The organism is Pseudomonas sp. MF08831 (assembly GCF_059862645.1).
In genome coordinates this window covers 511,982-530,594 of the sequence record NZ_JCBCUX010000001.1, presented here as the reverse complement: position 1 = coordinate 530,594, position 18,613 = coordinate 511,982, and the positions used below count along the sequence as shown (strand labels likewise).

The following is an 18,613-nucleotide window of genomic DNA, read 5'->3' as shown; positions in this document are numbered from 1 at the left end:
TTTGTCACCACCGCTAACAAGCAGGACGCGTCCGTCGCGATACCGGCCCAATTGGCTCGTTATTGCTGGACACTGGAGTGGCCAACCACTCTTGACGCACCTGACACCGACCGTGAGAAGTCGTGTGTGCCGAACGCCGTTTCCGGCAGCCCGGAAACCGACGGTACAACATGAAAAGAATGCTGATTAACGCAACTCAACCCGAAGAGTTGCGTGTTGCACTGGTAGATGGCCAACGCCTCTACGACCTGGACATCGAATCCGGTGCACGCGAGCAAAAGAAGGCCAACATCTATAAAGGCCGTATTACTCGCATCGAACCAAGCCTTGAGGCTGCCTTTGTCGATTTCGGCTCCGAGCGCCACGGCTTCCTGCCCCTCAAAGAAATCTCCCGCGAATACTTCAAGAAAGCCCCAGAAGGCCGCGTGAACATCAAGGACGTCCTGAGCGAAGGCCAGGAAGTCATCGTTCAGGTCGAAAAAGAAGAACGTGGCAACAAGGGCGCCGCCCTGACCACTTTCATCAGCCTGGCCGGCCGTTACCTGGTGCTGATGCCGAACAACCCACGTGCCGGCGGTATTTCCCGTCGCATCGAAGGCGAAGAGCGCAACGAACTGCGTGAAGCGCTGAACGGCTTGATTGCACCAGCCGACATGGGCCTGATCGTGCGCACTGCCGGCCTTGGCCGCAGCAGCGAAGAAATGCAGTGGGACCTCGACTACCTGCTGCAACTGTGGACCGCTATTAAAGAAGCGTCCCTGGATCGTTCCGCGCCGTTCCTGATCTACCAGGAAAGCAACGTGATCATCCGCGCCATCCGCGATTACCTGCGCCAGGACATCGGCGAAGTGCTGATCGACAGCGTTGAAGCTCAGGACGAAGCCCTGACCTTCATCCGCCAGGTAATGCCGCAGTACGCCAGCAAGATCAAGCTGTACGAAGACAGCGTTCCGCTGTTCAACCGTTTCCAGATCGAAAGCCAGATCGAGACCGCCTTCCAGCGCGTAGTCGAACTGCCTTCCGGTGGCTCCATTGTGATCGACCCGACCGAAGCCCTGGTGTCCATCGACATCAACTCGGCGCGTGCGACCAAAGGCAGCGACATCGAAGAAACCGCCCTGCAGACCAACCTGGAAGCGGCTGAAGAAATCGCCCGCCAACTGCGCCTGCGTGACATCGGCGGCCTGATCGTGATCGACTTCATCGACATGACCCCGGCCAAGAACCAGCGCGCCGTGGAAGAAAAAGTCCGCGAATGCCTTGAAGCTGACCGCGCCCGCGTACAGGTCGGCCGCATCTCGCGCTTCGGCCTGCTGGAAATGTCCCGTCAGCGCCTGCGCCCATCCCTGGGCGAAAGCAGCGGCATCGTCTGCCCGCGTTGCAACGGCACCGGCATCATCCGTGACGTTGAATCGCTGTCCCTGGCGATCCTGCGCCTGATCGAAGAAGAAGCCCTGAAAGACCGCACCGCCGAAGTCCGCGCGCAAGTGCCGATCCCGGTTGCAGCGTTCCTGCTCAACGAAAAACGCAACTCGATCACCAAGATCGAACTGCGTACCCGTGCCCGTATCGTCATCCTGCCGAACGATCACCTCGAAACGCCGCACTTCGAAGTGCAGCGCCTGCGTGATGACAGCCCGGAAGCACACAGCGGCCAGTCCAGCTACGAAATCGCTGCTGCCGCGGCTGAAGTGGAAGAAGTTCAGCCAGCTGCCGCAACCCGCACCCTGGTTCGCCAGGAAGCTGCCGTGAAGACCGCACCGGCCCGTGCCAACGCACCGGTACCTGCCGAAGTAGCCGCCCCGGTTGCCGCGCCAGCCGCCCTGCCTGAGCCAAGCCTGTTCAAAGGCCTGGTGAAGTCGCTGGTCAGCCTGTTCGCCACCAAGGAAGAGCCAGTTGCTCCGGTAGTGGTTGAAAAACCTGCCACCGAGCGCCCGGCCCGTAACGAAGAACGTCGCAACGGTCGTCAGCAAAGCCGTAACCGCAACGGTCGCCGTGATGAAGAGCGCAAGCCTCGCGAGGAACGTGCTCCGCGTGAAGAACGCGCGCCACGTGAAGAGCGTGCACCTCGCGAAGCCCGCGAAGAAACCCCGGCCGTAGCCCGTGAAGAACGTGCACCGCGTGAAGAGCGCGCACCACGTACCCCACGCGCCCCTCGTGAAGACCGCAAGCCGCGTGGCGAGCGTGAAGAACGTGTGCGTGAACTGCGCGAGCCACTGGACGCAGCTCCAGCCGTGGCTGCCGAAGCGGCCAGCGAAGAACGCCCGGCTCGCCAGCCGCGTGAAGAACGCGCCCCACGTGAAGAGCGCCAGCCGCGCCCACCGCGTGAAGAGCGTCAACCACGCGCCGAGCAAGCCGCTGCCGCCAGCGAAGAAGAAGTGCTGACGAGCGAAGAGCAACTGCAGGAAGACGGCCAGGACAACGCCGAAGGTGATCGTCCACGTCGCCGCTCCCGTGGCCAGCGTCGTCGCAGCAACCGTCGCGAGCGTCAACGTGACGCCAACGGCAATGTCATCGAAGGCTCGGAAGAGTCTGGCGAAAACGCAGAAGCCGCCACCGCCGAGCCGACTGGCGCCGAACTGGCTGCCGGCCTGGCTGTGACAGCCGCCGTGGCCACCTCGGTCATCAGCGCACCTGCTGAGGCCCAGGCTCACGAGCAAGCTGAACGCGCTACTGCCGCCGTCGAAGACACCTCTGTTGTAGAAGCGCCAGTCGCTGAAACGCCAGCGGTTGAAGCGCCAGTGGTTGAGGCCCCGGCAGTTCAAACGCCGGTAGTTGAAGCTCCAGTCGTCGAAGCAACGACCCCGATCGAAGCCCCAGTGGTGCCGGAAGTGGAAGTTGCACCGGTTCGCGAAGCTCAACCAGCAGTGGATGTCACCGCGGTCGAGCCTGCACCGGTAGTTGAGCCTCAGCCAGCGGTTGAAGCCGTGGTTGAAGCGCCGGCTGTCGAAGAGGCCGCCCCGGCAGTGCGTGAAGTTCGCGAAGAACAGACCGCCTTCCAGTGGACTGCCGAGCCAGCCGCTCCGGTTGAAGCGCCAACCCCTGCCCCTGTGGCAGAAGAAGCGCCAGCACCGGTTGCCGAAGTGGTTGAAGCCGCTCCGGTTGTGGTTGCCGAACCTGCGCCAGTGGTTGAAGCGCCAGTGGTTGCCGAAGTTGCCGCCCCGGTGGTTGAAGCAGCCCCTGCCAGCGCACTGACCGAAAATGGCCGCGCGCCGAACGACCCACGCGAAGTGCGTCGCCGCCGCAAGGAAGCTGAGGCCGCCGCCGCTGCAGCCGCCGCCGCTGCAGCCGCTGCCGCACCGGCTGCTGCCGAAGTAGTCGAGGCGCCAGCCCCGGCTGCCGCGGAGCACGCCCCAAAGGCGTTGGAAGCAGAACACGAGCCTAAACCTCTCGTCTGATTCCATCAGCCACTAAAAAGCCCCGCCTGAGTGATCAGGCGGGGCTTTTTTATGGGCGATTGATTTGAGACCTGCGCAGATTGACTGACATCCAGCATTCTCGAGCAAGCCCACTCTCATATTCAGTCGGCGTTAAAATTCAGCCTCTGTGGCAGATCCACATCCCAAAGCACACCCGGATCATTGACGTGAACCTGCGCTACCTTCGCCTGAGCGAACAGAGGCTTGGCGCCACGATCCCCAGTCAACGCCATCAGGCCTGGCCCGAACGCACGACCAAACGCCACAGGATGGCCGCACGTTCCCGCATGCACCGGCACGCTGATACCCTCCTCCTGCAGCGCGTCCAGCACCTGCTCAATGCTCGATGCTTGAATAAACGGCATGTCGCCCAATACCACCAACCAGCCGTCTGCCGCGCCACTGGCCGCAACCACCGCAGCAAGGCTGTCGCCCATGCCGGCGGAATGCAACAACAGGACTTCACAGCCGTAAGCCTGTGCCAGGCGAATCACCTCCAACCGGTCCGGCGAAGTCACCACCCAGCGCGTTACAACACGCGCAGGCAAGTTCACAAGCACCTGCTCGATCACCGGCCGCGTCACACCATCGCGGCCCACGCAATCGGCCAGCAACTTGTCTTTATCTGGCCCTGCCTCAGCGCGGAAACGACTGCCCTGCCCTGCCGCCAGCACAATCGCGACAACAGTCATTGGGCCGCTACCGGCAACGGCTTTTTCTGCAGTGTTGCCACGCCGTTCTTGATCGCAACGATTTCGGCCATCAACGACAACGCAATTTCCGACGGTGTATGACTGCCGATGTGCAAACCGATAGGCCCATGCAAGCGGGCAATGGCTTGCGTCGAGAGGCCCAGCGCCGCCAGGTTCTCTCGGCGCTTCTGGCTGTTGACCCGCGAACCAAGGGCGCCAATGTAGAACGCTGTGGAATTGAGCGCCGTCAGCAGCGCCATGTCATCGAGGCGTGGATCGTGGGTCAGACAGACGATGGCAGTGCGTTCATCGGTCTGGATATTGAGCACCGCTTCATCCGGCATGCCCGGCACAAAGCGGCCGTGCTGCTCTTCCCAGCCATAGGCGAATTCTTCACGCGGGTCGCAGATCAGCACTTCGAAATCCAGCAACCGTGCCATCTCAGCCACGTAGCGTGACAACTGGCCCGCACCGATCAGCAACAAACGCCAACGGGGGCCATAGATCGCACGCAGGCGTTCGCCATCGAAGGTCACGGCATCGGTCTTGCTCGCACCGCTCAAGTTCACCTCGCCAGTGGCCAGGTCCAACTCGCGCGCAACGATTTCATGCGCCTCACACCGCGCCAGCAATTCGGCGACCCAAGCCCAGCTGTCCACGCGCTCTTCGGTCAGGCGTAATGTCCCGCCGCAAGGCAAGCCAAAACGCGCAGCCTCATCCCGGGTGACGCCGTAGGTCACCAGTTGCACCGGCGGCCCATCGTCCGGCAAGCGACCGTCCTGCAGGCGCGCGATCAAGTCATCTTCGATGCAGCCACCGGACACCGACCCAATCACGACACCGTCGCCTCGCAAGGCCAACATCGCCCCTGGCGGGCGCGGCGCACTGCCCCAGGTCTGGACCACGCTGTAAAGCACCACTCGGTGCCCAGCGCGGCGCCAATCGAGCACGCTGCGCAAGACATTCAGATCCACACTGTCCATCGAAACTCCTGCAAGCGATTGCAGCGCAAACATGCGGCTGGCTAATGGGTTTTAGAGCGGACACCCCGGCGCGAGTTTCATCAGCATAGTCCGGCCAGGGCCAACAAACGCCGGTAGATACCAGCCTCATCGCGGTTTGATGAAGTGATTGCTGACTGTAAATCAAAAGAACCGAAAAGTGACCCCGCAGAAACGCAAACGCCCCGATCAAGTCGGGGCGTTTGCAGAGCGTCTGACGCGATTCACGCCTTCGGCATGTTACTTGACCGCAGGAGCAGGACCTTCAGCCACGCCCAGGTCATCTTCCGGACGGGTGTCGGAGATGCCAGTGCCGCCGGACGCCAGCTCGCTGTGCAGCTTGTCGGTGTCCAGTTCCTTGACCCACTTGGCCACAACGATGGTGGCAACGGCGTTACCGACCAGGTTGGTCAGTGCGCGGGCTTCGGACATGAAGCGGTCGATACCCAGGATCAGCGCCAGGCCGGCAACCGGCAGATGGCCAACAGCCGACAGGGTGGCCGCCAGCACGATGAAGCCCGAACCGGTCACGCCTGCAGCGCCTTTGGAGGACAGCAGCAGCACCAGCAGCAAGGTGATCTGGTGGGTGATGTCCATGTGGGTGTCGGTCGCCTGAGCGATGAACACGGCCGCCATGGTCAGGTAGATCGAGGTACCATCGAGGTTGAAGGAGTAGCCGGTCGGAATCACCAGGCCTACTACGGATTTCTTCGCGCCCAGACGCTCCATCTTGATCAGCATGCGTGGCAGTGCCGATTCGGAGGAGGAAGTCCCCAGTACGATCAACAGCTCTTCACGGATGTAGCGAACCAGCTTCAACACGCTGAAACCGTGTGCGCGGCAGATGGCGCCCAGCACCACGACCACAAACAGGACGCAGGTGATGTAGAAGCAGATCATCAGCTGACCCAGCTGAACCAGCGAGCCTACACCGTAGGCACCGATGGTGAACGCCATGGCGCCCAGGGCACCCAGTGGCGCGAGCTTCATGATCATGTTGATGATGTTGAACATCACGTGCGCGAAGCGATCGATGAAGTCCAGCACCGGCTTGCCGTAGGCACCCAGGCGGTGCAGGGCGAAACCGAAGATCACCGAGAACATCAGCACTTGCAGGATATCGCCGTTGGCGAAAGCGCCGACGATGGTGTTCGGGATCACGTTAAGGATGAAGCCAACCACGCTCTGGTCTGCACCGGCAGTCACGTAGGCCGCGACTTTGGAGGCGTCCAGGGTAGCCACGTCGATGTGCATGCCGGCGCCCGGTTGCACGACGTTAACCACGACCAGACCGATCAACAGGGCGATGGTGGAAACAACTTCGAAGTACAGCAGCGCGTAGCCACCGGTTTTGCCAACCGATTTCATGCTTTGCATGCCAGCGATGCCGCTGACAACGGTGCAGAAGATGATCGGGGCGATGACCATTTTGATCAGCTTGATGAAGCCGTCACCCAGTGGCTTGAGCGCCACGCCGGTCTGCGGGTAGAAGTGACCGAGCAAAATACCGATAACGATTGCAACGATCACCTGGAAATACAGGGATTTGTACAGTGGCTGACGAGTCGTCATTGCAAAGTTCCTCAATCGCACCGTGTGGCAAATATCCGCCATTGCCCACGACACTTGAATTGCGAACCCTCCTGCACTGGAGGGATTTGTTGTTTGCGAGGTCCGTTGAAACCGGCCTGCGCTGTTCTCTGTATCGCAAACGCCGTGCCACATCGCTTAAAAACGCTGAAGGCCTTTAGACATCAGGGCTGGGGGCACGACGACGGCCTTGCACACCTTGGGAGATGTGGCGGAATTCCGCCAGGCCACCCGGTCTCGTCCTACAATTTGGCGGATATCCGCCTTGTCGCCCCTCCCGGTGATGGCTAACATCCGCCACTCCATGGACGAGGCCCTCACATGCGTGAACGTACCATCGCCAGCCACTACGCCCGAGCCGCCCTCGGTGGTGCGCGCCGGGCGGGCTACGACTGCTCGGGCCTGCTGCTGCAGGTGGGCATCACCCCAGAGCTGTTGACCGAACCCCGCGCCCGCATCGCCCCCGAGCAATTTACCCGGCTGTTGCAGATGTTGTGGCTGGCGCTGGACGACGAATACCTGGGGTTCGCCGAAGGTCCGAGCAAGCGCGGCACCTTCGCCATGATGTGCCACGCGCTGATCCACTGCCGCACCCTGGAGAAGGCTCTGGAACGCGGCTTATTATTTTATAGCCTATTCCCACAGGGTCCGCGCTGGCAGCTGACAAGAGAAGGCGACATGGCCCGACTGAGCCTGGACGATTCGCAGTTGTGGGACCCGGATCACTTCCTCAGTGAATGCCTGCTGGTGATCTGGCATCGCCTGGGCAGTTGGTTGATCGGCCAGCGTATCCGCCTGCAACAGGCAACGTTCAGCTACCCGATGCCGGCCCATGCCGGCGAATACGACCTGCTCTTTCCCTGCCCTCAGGTATTCGGCGCGCCACACAGCAGCCTGGTGTTTCCCAGCCGCTACCTGAGCTTGCCGCTGCTGCAGGACGAACGCACCCTCAAGCATTTTCTTGAGCGCTCCCCCGCCGACCTGCTGTCGCGGCCGGATGAAGGCGACAGCCTGAGCAGCCAGCTGCGCCGCTTGTTGAGCCGTGACCGCACGCCCTGGCCGGACCTCGAAGCGGTCGCGCAGCACTTGCACATCAGTCCTCAAACCCTGCGCAGGCATTTACGTGAGGAAGGCACCAGCTTTCAGGCGCTCAAGGATGAATTGCGCCGGGACATTGCCATCTATCACTTGGGACGGGCGGATTTGTCTTTGCAGGAGATTGCCGAGCAGCTGGGGTTTTCTGAGCCGTCGGCGTTTCATCGGGCGTTCAAGAAGTGGACGGGCTTGACGCCTGGGGCGTATCGGGCGCAGGAGAGTTAGCGGTGTGGTGCCATTGCCGGCCCCTTCACGAGCAAGCCCGCTCCCACATTCGACCGCATTCCTACAGGATAAACGCGGTTAAATGTGGAAGCGGGCTTGCTCGCGAAGAGGCCAGTGGAGTCAACAGAGATCACAAGGCCGGAAAGTGAATCTTGAACGCCGCGCCGCCCAATGGTGAGTCGCCCAAGGTCAGCCGCGCGCTGTAGCTTTCGATAATGTCCTTGACCACCGCCAGACCGATGCCCTGCCCCGGATGCTGGCGGTCCAGCCGCTCGCCCCTTTGCAGGATCCGCGCACGCTGATCAGGTGGCACGCCAGGCCCGTCATCTTCAATGCACAGCTCGGTGCCTTCGAGGCTTTCTGTCAGGCTGATGCGCACTTCGCTCAGGCACAGGCGATAGGCGTTTTCCAGCAAGTTGCCGAGCATTTCGAGCAACGCGCCCTTCTCGATCGGCACATCGCATTCGGCGGGCAACTCAAAGGTCACCGTCACGCGTTTATCGCGATAGACCTTGTCCAGCGTGTCGCACAGGCTTTGCAATACCGGCTCAAGGCGCACCTGGTGGCGCACCAGGCCGCTTTTACGCAGGCTGGCACGCTGCAGCTGGTAGCCGATCTGCTGGCTCATCCGTTCGATCTGCGATTGCAATACCCAGGCCTGGCCGCGATCTTCCGGGCGCTGGGCCATGTCCTCACTCACACCCTGCAACACGGCCAGCGGCGTTTTCAGGCTATGGGCCAAGTCGTCGAGGGAATCGCGGTAGCGCGCCCGTTGTTCACGCTCGCTGTGCAGCAACCGGTTGAGAGAGCCCGTCAGACGCAGCAATTCACGGGGATGCTCCTCGGAAAGGCTTTCGCGGGTGCCGCCTTCGATCTGGTCAAGTTCCTGGCTCAGGCGCCGCAGCGCCTGCAGGCCCCACGTCAGGCCCAGCCACAGCAACGTCAGCAACACCAGCAAGGCCGCGCCGAACCCCAAATAGAGGTTTTCCCGCAGGCCTTCAAGGGTCAGCTGGTATTCGCGCACCGGCTGCAGGGCCACGATACTGAACGCCGCGCTCTTGCCGCCCAGCAGCTTGACCTCGACGTCATACACGAAAAATTCCTGACCATTGGCTTCGCGAATGCGCGCGAACTCGTTACCGCGCCCGTCGTAGCGCGGCTTGTAGTTGATATTTTCTTCCTGAGTAGCGCGTGAGCGCCATACCAGATGGCCTTCACGGTCGTAGATATAGCCAAGCAGACGGCTATCGGTGAGGTTGAAACGTTCGTCCGGCAACTGCGCCGGCATCAGCAGGCGGTTGTTTTCGACGCGCGCGGCGGAAATCAGGGTGGTGACGTCCGACGCCAGGCGCTGCTCGATGGAATCCTGCAGCGCCAGGCTGAACGCCCCTTGCATGGCGGGCAGTAAGCCCAGCATAAACAACACGGCCAGGGTGGTGGCCGCCAGCATCAAGCGCACACGTAACGAGCGTATCAACGGCAGCGCTCATTAAACAGGTAACCCAGGCCCCGCACGGTGTCGATCGGCTTGAACCCCGCCGGCCCTTCCAGCTTGCGGCGCAGGCGGCCGACCAGCACTTCGATCACGTTCGGATCACGCTCGTCGTCATCGGGATAAAGCTGCTCCATCAAGCGGTCCTTGGCGACGACTTGCTGATGGTGGCGCATCAAGTATTCGAGAATCCGATACTCATAGGCGGTCAGCGCCAGCGGCTGCTCATCCAGGGATGCTTGCTTGCGATTGAGGTCCAGCAGCAAGGGCCCGGCAACAATGGTCGACTGGGTGAACCCGCTGGAGCGGCGCAGCAAAGCGTTCATCCGCGCCTCCAGTTCTTCGAACTGGAACGGCTTGACCACATAGTCGTCAGCGCCGGCCGCCAAGCCTTCGACCTTGTCCTGCCAGTTGCCGCGGGCGGTGAGGATCAGGATCGGGAAGGTCTTGGCCTGGCTGCGCAGTTGACGGATCAGGTCCAGGCCGCCCATGCCGGGCAGGCCCAGGTCGATGATGGCCAGGTCATGGTTGAATTGCCCGGTCTGGTACAGGGCTTCCTCGGCATTGGCCACGGCCTCGACCACGTGCCCGCTGTCGGTCAGGCGGGTGAACAGGTGATGACGCAACAGCGCCTCATCTTCCACGACCAGCAATTTCATAAGGCTCTCCAAGGCAATTCAACTGTCCGACAGGGGGATATCATAGCGGCCCTGCAAGTCTTGCGGGCGCAGTTTAATGCCATTGTATTGGCCCGTCAGGTGTTCATAACCGGTGCGGTAGGCAGGTTGCGCGGCGCTCAGGCCCAGGGACTGGCCCCACGGCGCGGCCTGGGTGCCCGCGTCTTCGAAGCTGACACGATGGATCAGGTTGCTGGACTTTTTGGTTTTCTCGCCACCAAATGCCGCAAATGCACCGTCCGACGCCTGGACGCCGGCAGTGGCACTGAGCATGGTTAACGCCAACATCAGCTTTTTGATCGCAGTCATGGTGCTTACCTCTACGCGTTTTGGCTGTTGAGCCCAGACTACGCAGGCGCCCCTGAACTCCCCCTGAACGGGCTCTGAACCGCGCCTGAACCGTGACGGGCTATCCACTGGCGCGCCAACTGACGCAAAATACCGCGCATGACGCCCCTACCCGCTTGCTGCACCCCACTTGATGCCCATTGGCCGCTGCCCGCTCCGTTGCCGGGCACGGTGTTTCTGAGCACCCGTTTCGATCCGGCCTTATTAGCTGCCGGCGATTTCCAGCGTTGCGCGGTGCCGCCTCCGGCCAGCATCCAGCGCTCGGTGGCCAAGCGCCAGGCGGAGTTTCTCGCCGGCCGCCTGTGCGCCCGCGCGGCACTGCAACAACTCGATCACCTTGATTGCGTGCCGCCCATCGGCGAAGACCGTGCGCCGGTGTGGCCTGAACACATCAGCGGCTCAATCACCCACAGCACCGGGCACGCTGCGGCGATTGTCGGGCACAAGGCGCAATGGCGTGGGCTGGGGATGGATCTGGAGAATGTGCTGGCCCTGGAACGGGCCGAACGCCTGGCCGGGGAGATTCTGACGGCTGAAGAAATGCAGCGCATGGCAAGCGTGCCGCGCGAGCAGGTCGCCTTGTTGGTGACGCTGACGTTTTCGGCCAAGGAAAGCCTGTTCAAGGCGCTCTACCCGATCGTGCAGAAGCGCTTTTACTTCGAACATGCCGAGGTGGTGAAGTGGTCCGAGACCGGGCAGGTGCGACTAAAGCTGCTAACCGACCTTTCGGCTGAGTGGTGCCATGGCACAGAGTTGGAGGGGCAGTTTGGGGTGGACGGGGAGCAGTTGTTGAGCCTGGTGGCCATCAAGGCCTGATCTACCGCCATCGCAGGCAAACCAGCTCCCACTTTTTTTGCATGCATTCGCCCTGTGGGAGCTGGCTTGCCTGCGATAGCGATCTCAAGCCTTCTCCTGATCCCGTGGCCAGCTCAAACTGAAACACGCCCCGCCCAGGTTGTTGCTCTTGCTGATCAACGCCCGCCCGCCGTGCCAATAGATGATCCGCCGCACAATCGACAACCCCAGGCCGTGCCCGCCCGAGGCGCGGGTGCGGCTGTCGTCCAGGCGCAGAAACGGCGTGAAAATGCGCTCCCAGGCGCTTTCCGGCACACCGGGGCCGTCGTCTTCCACATCGATGCGGCACCGCACCTGGCCGACCTGGTAGCTGATCAACACCTGGCCCTGGGCGTGGCGCATCGCATTGCTCACCAGGTTTTGCACGGCGCGGTGCAGGTAGCGCGGTTCGGCATCGACCCAGGCATCGTCCCAATGCGCCGACGACAAGCAAATACCGCGGGCCACGTTGACCTGAGGGCGCAGTGGCGACAATTCGCCGATCACCTGATCGAGCAACGCGCTGAGGTCGACCCGCTGGAAATTCAGCTCCGGCGCGCCCTGCTCCAGGCGCGCGTAGGTGAGCATTTCGTCAACCAGGCCATCCAGGTCTTGAATGTCGCTGTCCATGCCATCCATGTATTTGCGCCGCGCCTCGGGGCTGGCGGCGCCGCCGATCATCTCCAGGCCAAAGCGCAGGCGTGCCACCGGAGTGCGCAATTCGTGGGACACCGCCCGCACCAGCTCACGCTGAATCGCCAGTAACTGCTGCAAGTGCTCGGCCATGCCATTAAAGGCCGCCGCCAGCCGCCCCACCGAGTCGGCGCCGCGTGCCGGCACGCGGACCTCCAGATTGCCTTTAGCGATACGTGTAGCCGCCGCTTCCAGCCCCTTGAGCCGCCGCTCGAGCTGGCGCACCAATAAATACACGATCAAGCCGATCAGGGTCAGGCTGATCAAGGCGATCAGGATCAGCCACTGCGGCGGGTAAGGGTTCATTTGGTACAGCGGGCCGATTTCCAGTACCCATGGCGTCCCGACCATGCCGGCAAACACGCGGATCGAATCGCCGCCCTTGCCCAAGGCCATCACCGTGTCGCCTTCCGACACCCGGCGACGCTGATCGTCGTCCATGTCCGCTTGATCCAGGGTCATCAGGTGCATGTCAAAACCAAAACCTTTGGCTTGCTTGATGTCGGCCAGCTTTTGCGGTTGCTCGGCGACCGGGAAGCGCACCAGTTCGTCCGCCAACAGGTAAATCGTCGCGCGGGCCAGTTGCTCGCTGATCTGTTGCACTTCACCGGTGAGTACCAGCTGTTCCTGCCCGCTGACCAGGCGCAGCACCCGCGCGGCATGCGGCCCGGTCTGCTCGACCAGCACCTGGCCGCGTTGCAGGCGGTTGCGTTGGCTCAGGTCCAGTTGCGCGTCGGTGAGTGTGCGCAACTCCAGGGGAATGCCCAGCAAACGCTCCCACACCGCCAGGGCGCGCTGGCGTTCGATGGCGCTCATGGGCTGCAGGTTGTCGCCCATCAACGCGAAGGTGCCGTGGGCCAGGCGTTCACGGTATTGACCGCTGCGCACTTCATTGAGCAGGTGCAGGGCCAGTACGCCCAGCAGCGCGACCAGGATCAGCGCCGCGCACATGCCGCCATAGATGCGCAGGAAGATCGAGTTCACAGCGGCATATCGGCAGCGGCTTCGGGGACGAACAGGTAGCCTTTGCTGCGGATGGTCTTGATCAGGCGCGGATGGATCGGGTCGTCGCCGATTTTGGGGCGAATGCGTGAGATGCGCACATCGATGGAGCGGTCCTGGCCGTCATAGCCGATGCCGCGCAGGGCGATGAAGATTTCTTCGCGCGACAGGATGCGCCCGGCATTCGCCACCAGTAGCCATAACAGGTCGAATTCGGCACTGGTCAATTCGATACCGCCTTCGTGCAGCCAGGCTTCGCGCAGGGCGTTGTCCACCACCAAAGGGCCAAATTGCAGGCGACGCTGGTTTTCCACGGCAATCGGCAAGGCCGGCTCACTGCGCCGCAGCAGGGCCTGGATACGCGCCAGCAACAGCCGCGGGCGCACGGGTTTGCACACGTAATCATCGGCGCCCATGTCCAGGCCCTGCACCTGGTCCATGTCATCGGTGCGTGCAGTGAGCATCAGGATCACACCGTCATAGCGCTCGCGCACGCTGCGGCAGATGCTCAGGCCATCTTCGCCGGGCAGCATCAGGTCGAGGATCACCAGGTCGGGCTGTTCGGCAATGATGCGTGCCGCCGCCAGGGCGCCGTCGCTTTCCACCGCCACCCGCAGGCCGTTGCTCTCCAAATAATCACGGGTCAACTCGGCCAATCGCTCGTCGTCCTCGACGATCAATATCTGCCAGGCTTCTTGCTCCATGCGCTACCTCGGTTCTAATTATTGTCATCTACGGGGCACACACTACTGCCTCTATTGAAGGCCGATTGTAGCCATGCGCCAGCCCTCTGGCACAAGCCGGGAAATCCATTCGGTGATCACGTTTTTTTGTGGTAGGGTTCGCGCCCTCAAAATTCCAATCGGCTGTTTTTACCTTGGAATATTCGGTGACAAACGGTGCGATCCAGTAGTACTGCGGCCTACACGGGCGTTCTACGTTTCATACACATTTTACCCACAGCGTTATCCACAGGTAGTGCGTTGCTAAGCCCCCCAAAACGCATTATCTTGTACCTCGGCGCTAAAAAAACCCTACATGTAGGGTTTTAAGCGAAAAAACCAAACACAGATCAGACAAGAAACTCAAGCGCTTTCTTGCTCCCGTTTGGTTGGAACCAACGCATTTTTTAAAAGCCCAAACCGCGCACGCGGATGGCAGCCGTTTTCCAGCCTCCAGGGCAGAAAGCGGTACGGGTGTTGCAGTGCTTGAAGCGAGCAACTGTCACCCACCAGGAATACGGCGAAGGGCGCCTCAAGGCCCGAACCGAAGACTTCGGCATGGAAGCGGCGCGATGAGCTCCCTTCCTCCTGTCCCGAAGTTGTTATGCCAGGCCCAGGCCTGCTGTAAGTGCTTCAGGACGGAACGGTGGGCACCGTGATGGTGCCCAAATAAATATAGAATGTGGAGACAACCCCCCATGCAAACCGACACAACTCGCGAGAACCCGCAGGGCTCCGTGCCGCAGGCCGCTGATTCGAACCTGGATCTGTCCGCCACTGCACCTGGCCAACTGCGAGTGATCAAGCGTAACGGCACTGTCGTTCCTTACACCGATGACAAAATCACCGTCGCCATCACCAAAGCGTTTCTTGCAGTTGAAGGCGGCACCGCTGCTGCCTCGTCGCGCATCCATGACACCGTTGCCCGCCTGACCGAACAAGTCACCGCAACCTTCAAGCGTCGCATGCCCTCGGGCGGCACCATCCACATCGAAGAAATCCAGGACCAGGTCGAACTGGCCCTAATGCGTGCCGGCGAGCAGAAAGTTGCCCGCGACTACGTGATCTACCGTGACTCGCGCGCCAAGGAACGCGCGGTACGCACCCCGGCTGAAGAAGCTGCCGTGCAAGCTCACCCGTCGATCCGCATCACCCTGGCTGACGGCACATTTGCACCGCTGGACCTGGGCCGCCTGAACACCATCATCACCGAGGCCTGCGAAGGCCTGGAAGAAGTCGACGGTGACCTGATCCAGCGCGAAACCCTGAAGAACCTGTACGACGGCGTGGCCCTGACCGACGTCAACACCGCCCTGGTGATGACCGCCCGTACCCTGGTTGAACGTGAGCCGAACTACTCGTTCGTGACCGCGCGCCTGCTGATGGACACCCTGCGTGCCGAAGGCCTGGGCTTCCTGAAAGTCGCCGACAGCGCCACCCACCACGAGATGGCTGACCTGTACGCCAAGGCCCTGCCTGCCTACATCGCCAAGGGTATCGAATTCGAATTGCTGAACCCGATCCTGGCCACCTTCGACCTGGAAAAACTCGGCAAGGCGATCAACCACGAGCGCGATCAGCAGTTCACCTACCTGGGCCTGCAGACCCTGTACGACCGTTACTTCATCCACAAGGACGGTATCCGTTTCGAACTGCCGCAAGTGTTCTTCATGCGCGTGGCCATGGGCCTGGCGATCGAAGAGAAGCACAAAGAAGACCGCGCCATCGAGTTCTACAACCTGTTGTCGTCCTTCGACTACATGTCGTCGACCCCAACCCTGTTCAACGCCGGCACCCTGCGTCCACAGCTGTCGAGCTGCTACCTGACCACCGTGCCGGATGACCTGTCGGGCATCTACCACGCGATCCACGACAACGCCATGTTGTCCAAATTCGCCGGCGGCCTGGGCAACGACTGGACCCCTGTGCGTGCACTGGGTTCGTACATCAAGGGCACCAACGGCAAGTCCCAGGGCGTTGTACCGTTCCTGAAAGTGGTGAACGACACCGCTGTAGCCGTGAACCAGGGTGGCAAGCGCAAAGGCGCTGTGTGTGCCTACCTGGAAACCTGGCACATGGACATTGAAGAGTTCATCGAGCTGCGCAAGAACACCGGTGATGACCGTCGTCGTACCCACGACATGAACACCGCCAACTGGATCCCTGACCTGTTCATGAAGCGTGTCTTCGATGACGGCCCATGGACCCTGTTCTCGCCATCCGAAGTGCCAGACCTGCACGACCTGACCGGCAAGGCCTTCGAAGAGCGTTACGAGTACTACGAAGCCCTGTCCCAGTACCCAGGCAAGATCAAGCTGTTCAAGACCATCCAGGCTAAAGACCTGTGGCGCAAAATGCTGTCCATGCTGTTTGAAACCGGCCACCCATGGCTGACCTTCAAAGACCCGTGCAACCTGCGCAGCCCGCAGCAGCACGTGGGCGTGGTCCACAGCTCGAACCTGTGCACCGAGATCACCTTGAACACCAACAAGGACGAGATCGCCGTTTGCAACCTGGGCTCGATCAACCTGCCGAACCACATCGTCAACGGCAAGCTGGACACCGCCAAGCTGGAACGCACCGTGAACACCGCCGTTCGCATGCTCGATAACGTTATCGACATCAACTACTACTCGGTACCACAGGCGCAGAACTCCAACTTCAAGCACCGTCCGGTCGGCCTGGGCATCATGGGCTTCCAGGACGCGCTGTACCTGCAGCACATTCCTTACGGTTCGGACGCTGCGGTCGAGTTCGCCGACAAGTCGATGGAAGCGGTCAGCTACTACGCGATCCAGGCTTCCTGCGACCTGGCCGACGAGCGCGGTGCCTACGAGACGTTCCAGGGTTCGCTGTGGTCCAAAGGCATCCTGCCGCTGGATTCGCAACAGATCCTGATCGAGCAGCGTGGCCAGAAGTACATCGACGTTGACCTGAACGAATCCCTGGACTGGGCGCCGGTACGCGCCCGTGTGCAGAAAGGCATTCGTAACTCCAACATCATGGCCATCGCGCCGACCGCCACCATCGCCAACATCACTGGCGTGTCGCAGTCGATCGAACCGACCTACCAGAACCTGTATGTGAAATCGAACCTGTCGGGCGAATTCACCGTGATCAACCCGTACTTGGTTCGCGACCTGAAAGCTCGCGGCCTGTGGGACTCGGTCATGATCAACGACCTGAAGTACTACGACGGTTCCGTGCAGCAGATCGAGCGCATCCCGCAAGAACTCAAAGAGCTCTACGCAACTGCGTTCGAAGTGGACACCAAGTGGATCGTTGACGCGGCCAGCCGTCGTCAGAAGTGGATCGACCAGGCGCAGTCGCTGAACCTGTACATCGCCGGCGCTTCGGGCAAGAAGCTGGACGTGACCTACCGCATGGCCTGGTACCGTGGTCTGAAAACCACTTACTACCTCCGTGCCCTGGCCGCGACCAGCACCGAGAAGTCGACCATCAACACCGGTAAGCTGAACGCTGTTTCCAGCGGCGGCAACCACGGTGATGATTCGGTTCTTGCGGCACCAGCCGGTCCAGCGCCAGTGCCAAAGGCCTGCGCGATTGATGAGCCGGATTGCGAAGCTTGCCAATAAGCTGAGCTGATCCCGGGCTTGATTGCCCGGGATTGAAAAAACCGATAGACCCTGCTGCAATGGGTTTATCGGTTTTTTTGTTTTTACGCTAAACGAATTCGTAGGCGTTGCCTTCCTGGGGAGCGCCGCCTCGCCCTCCCCACAACTCTACGCGACCGCCAATCACCGCCATTGAATGGCCGCCGTAATCCACCACGCCCAGTGCGCCGCTTGCCAGCGCTGAACTCGAAGAGTCTTTATAGAGACCATTCAATCCAAGCCGGTCCAGCGCCTCTCGCCCCATCTCGCCATTGTTCAAGCTTTGCATCGCATGCGCGAAACTCTGCTTGGCGACCTCGGGATTGTCATCAAAACCATTCCCTTCCATCTGTGCACGCTTGGCACTTACGGCGTACATGAAGTTGGCGTCGGTCATCATCGAGGGGTTATCTCCCTTGAACTGTGCGTAACTGGCGGCGTGCCTCAGTTCAGCTTTGGATAAATCCAGTTCGAAGCCATCGCGCATCTTGACGTGATAGCCACCAGCGGTCTCATGCACCTCAGCGAAAACATCAGTGGGCTTCTGCCCAAACTTCATCATCGCCCCCTTTATCGCGGCAACCGTGACGCAATTACCATCGGGCCCCTGGCTGAATCCACTCCAGATATTGTCCGGTTTCTTGCCCGGATTACTTGCGTCCGGCTTGTAGTTGAAATGCTTGGAGCCTTCGGTAATCGGCAGATTACTCATGGGCTCACTGCCGCCAAAATCGCTTGGACTAACCCGACCGCCACCGCCGCCGCCGCCGCCGCCACCGCGGTCTGGCGAGGGTGTTGGTGAAGGTGCTGGAGAAGGAGTTGGCTCATCTGCAAACAGCTCTGGAAACAGCCTCTTCAACAGCGCAAGAAAATCTGTAACCGCCTCCCGCTTCAACTGCTCAAGGATCGCTTTGAATTTTTCCTCTCCCAGCGCGTTTCGCTTTTCATTGAGCTTGTCGCGCAGGTCCTGGACAGTCTGGTTTTTGGCGGTTTTTTCGGCGTCATCCAACTGCCTGAGAAGCTGCGTGACCGCGTCTTTATCGACATCGACCGCATCCCGGCTGCCCTCTGACCGGCTGACTCCACTCAGGTACTGCCCCGCCCACCCCACGCCATAACGCACACCTCCAGCCCCCTGGCCGGACATCGACGAACTTCCCATACCGAGCCACCTTGTGATCGAACACGTTGAGGCTTGATGAGTGGGAA

13 protein-coding genes are annotated in these 18,613 nt (G+C 61.1%); 4 read left to right on the top strand and 9 right to left on the bottom strand.

Going from position 1 to position 18,613, the window contains the following annotated elements; translation table 11 throughout:
• Nucleotides 1-170: 170 nt before the first annotated feature.
• Entirely contained in the window at nt 171-3,398 is a 3,228-nt protein-coding gene (rne, locus tag AC19YS_RS02495; protein WP_500600818.1) for a ribonuclease E, read from the top strand.
• A gap of 122 nt (nt 3,399-3,520) precedes the next feature.
• On the opposite strand, the gene AC19YS_RS02490 is transcribed toward rne, so the two are convergent.
• The 3 genes from AC19YS_RS02490 to AC19YS_RS02480 all read right to left on the bottom strand — a co-directional run bounded on the left by AC19YS_RS02490 (nt 3,521) and on the right by AC19YS_RS02480 (nt 6,684).
• Nucleotides 3,521-4,111 carry a nucleotidyltransferase family protein gene (locus AC19YS_RS02490; protein WP_500600817.1) on the bottom strand — a complete coding sequence of 197 codons (591 nt, stop codon included), beginning with the start codon at nt 4,109-4,111 and terminating at the stop codon, nt 3,521-3,523.
• On the bottom strand, nt 4,108-5,094 hold the full coding sequence (locus AC19YS_RS02485) for an XdhC family protein (RefSeq protein WP_500600816.1): 987 nt from the start codon (nt 5,092-5,094) through the stop codon (nt 4,108-4,110). The genes AC19YS_RS02490 and AC19YS_RS02485 overlap by 4 nt, the downstream gene beginning before the upstream one ends.
• A 258-nt stretch (nt 5,095-5,352) precedes the next feature.
• Complete coding sequence (locus AC19YS_RS02480) at nt 5,353-6,684, bottom strand: dicarboxylate/amino acid:cation symporter (protein ID WP_106576144.1); 1,332 nt, start codon at nt 6,682-6,684, stop codon at nt 5,353-5,355.
• A 339-nt stretch (nt 6,685-7,023) separates the two neighbouring features.
• Between AC19YS_RS02480 and AC19YS_RS02475 the strand changes: the two genes are divergently transcribed.
• Nucleotides 7,024-8,022: an AraC family transcriptional regulator gene (locus AC19YS_RS02475; RefSeq protein ID WP_119741981.1), complete on the top strand. Its 999-nt coding sequence runs from the start codon at nt 7,024-7,026 to the stop codon at nt 8,020-8,022.
• Between the two features lie 130 nt (nt 8,023-8,152).
• On the opposite strand, the gene AC19YS_RS02470 is transcribed toward AC19YS_RS02475, so the two are convergent.
• Genes AC19YS_RS02470 through AC19YS_RS02460 form a run of 3 tightly spaced genes read right to left on the bottom strand, consistent with a single transcriptional unit; the run spans nt 8,153 to nt 10,500 of the window.
• Nucleotides 8,153-9,499 carry an ATP-binding protein gene (locus AC19YS_RS02470; RefSeq protein ID WP_106576142.1) on the bottom strand — a complete coding sequence of 449 codons (1,347 nt, stop codon included), beginning with the start codon at nt 9,497-9,499 and terminating at the stop codon, nt 8,153-8,155.
• The gene (locus AC19YS_RS02465) at nt 9,496-10,173 is read right to left on the bottom strand and encodes a response regulator (RefSeq protein ID WP_017138377.1); all 678 of its coding nucleotides are present in this window, start codon (nt 10,171-10,173) and stop codon (nt 9,496-9,498) included. The genes AC19YS_RS02470 and AC19YS_RS02465 overlap by 4 nt, the downstream gene beginning before the upstream one ends.
• Nucleotides 10,174-10,191: 18 nt before the next feature.
• Nucleotides 10,192-10,500 carry a hypothetical protein gene (locus AC19YS_RS02460; protein WP_119741979.1) on the bottom strand — a complete coding sequence of 103 codons (309 nt, stop codon included), beginning with the start codon at nt 10,498-10,500 and terminating at the stop codon, nt 10,192-10,194.
• A 138-nt stretch (nt 10,501-10,638) separates the two neighbouring features.
• Here AC19YS_RS02460 and AC19YS_RS02455 point away from each other — a divergent pair, with 138 nt between their 5' ends.
• Nucleotides 10,639-11,355, top strand: a complete 717-nt coding sequence (locus AC19YS_RS02455; RefSeq protein WP_500600813.1) for a 4'-phosphopantetheinyl transferase family protein — start codon at nt 10,639-10,641, stop codon at nt 11,353-11,355.
• Between the two features lie 84 nt (nt 11,356-11,439).
• On the opposite strand, the gene AC19YS_RS02450 is transcribed toward AC19YS_RS02455, so the two are convergent.
• A complete protein-coding gene (locus AC19YS_RS02450; protein WP_500600812.1) occupies nt 11,440-13,050 on the bottom strand; it encodes an ATP-binding protein in 1,611 nt (536 codons plus the stop codon).
• A complete protein-coding gene (locus tag AC19YS_RS02445; RefSeq protein ID WP_106576138.1) occupies nt 13,047-13,772 on the bottom strand; it encodes a response regulator in 726 nt (241 codons plus the stop codon). The genes AC19YS_RS02450 and AC19YS_RS02445 overlap by 4 nt, the downstream gene beginning before the upstream one ends.
• A 716-nt stretch (nt 13,773-14,488) precedes the next feature.
• Here AC19YS_RS02445 and AC19YS_RS02440 point away from each other — a divergent pair.
• Nucleotides 14,489-17,386 carry a ribonucleoside-diphosphate reductase subunit alpha gene (locus AC19YS_RS02440; protein WP_200622878.1) on the top strand — a complete coding sequence of 966 codons (2,898 nt, stop codon included), beginning with the start codon at nt 14,489-14,491 and terminating at the stop codon, nt 17,384-17,386.
• A gap of 88 nt (nt 17,387-17,474) precedes the next feature.
• Here AC19YS_RS02440 and AC19YS_RS02435 read toward each other — a convergent pair whose 3' ends face one another.
• Nucleotides 17,475-18,566 (bottom strand): hypothetical protein, encoded by a 1,092-nt coding sequence (locus tag AC19YS_RS02435; protein ID WP_500600810.1) that lies wholly within the window; start codon nt 18,564-18,566, stop codon nt 17,475-17,477.
• Nucleotides 18,567-18,613 lie beyond the last annotated feature (47 nt).

Excerpts from the sequence above, each read along its gene's own strand:
- AC19YS_RS02445 (WP_106576138.1), bottom strand. The coding sequence starts at position 13,772 with ATGGAGCAAGAAGCCTGGCAGATATTGATCGTCGAGGACGACGAGCGA.
- AC19YS_RS02475 (WP_119741981.1), top strand. The coding sequence starts at position 7,024 with ATGCGTGAACGTACCATCGCCAGCCACTACGCCCGAGCCGCCCTCGGT.
- AC19YS_RS02455 (WP_500600813.1), top strand. The coding sequence starts at position 10,639 with ATGACGCCCCTACCCGCTTGCTGCACCCCACTTGATGCCCATTGGCCG.
- AC19YS_RS02435 (WP_500600810.1), bottom strand. The coding sequence starts at position 18,566 with ATGGGAAGTTCGTCGATGTCCGGCCAGGGGGCTGGAGGTGTGCGTTAT.
- AC19YS_RS02460 (WP_119741979.1), bottom strand. The coding sequence starts at position 10,500 with ATGACTGCGATCAAAAAGCTGATGTTGGCGTTAACCATGCTCAGTGCC.
- AC19YS_RS02440 (WP_200622878.1), top strand. The coding sequence starts at position 14,489 with ATGCAAACCGACACAACTCGCGAGAACCCGCAGGGCTCCGTGCCGCAG.
- AC19YS_RS02490 (WP_500600817.1), bottom strand. The coding sequence starts at position 4,111 with ATGACTGTTGTCGCGATTGTGCTGGCGGCAGGGCAGGGCAGTCGTTTC.
- rne (WP_500600818.1), top strand. The coding sequence starts at position 171 with ATGAAAAGAATGCTGATTAACGCAACTCAACCCGAAGAGTTGCGTGTT.
- AC19YS_RS02465 (WP_017138377.1), bottom strand. The coding sequence starts at position 10,173 with ATGAAATTGCTGGTCGTGGAAGATGAGGCGCTGTTGCGTCATCACCTG.
- AC19YS_RS02485 (WP_500600816.1), bottom strand. The coding sequence starts at position 5,094 with ATGGACAGTGTGGATCTGAATGTCTTGCGCAGCGTGCTCGATTGGCGC.
- AC19YS_RS02480 (WP_106576144.1), bottom strand. The coding sequence starts at position 6,684 with ATGACGACTCGTCAGCCACTGTACAAATCCCTGTATTTCCAGGTGATC.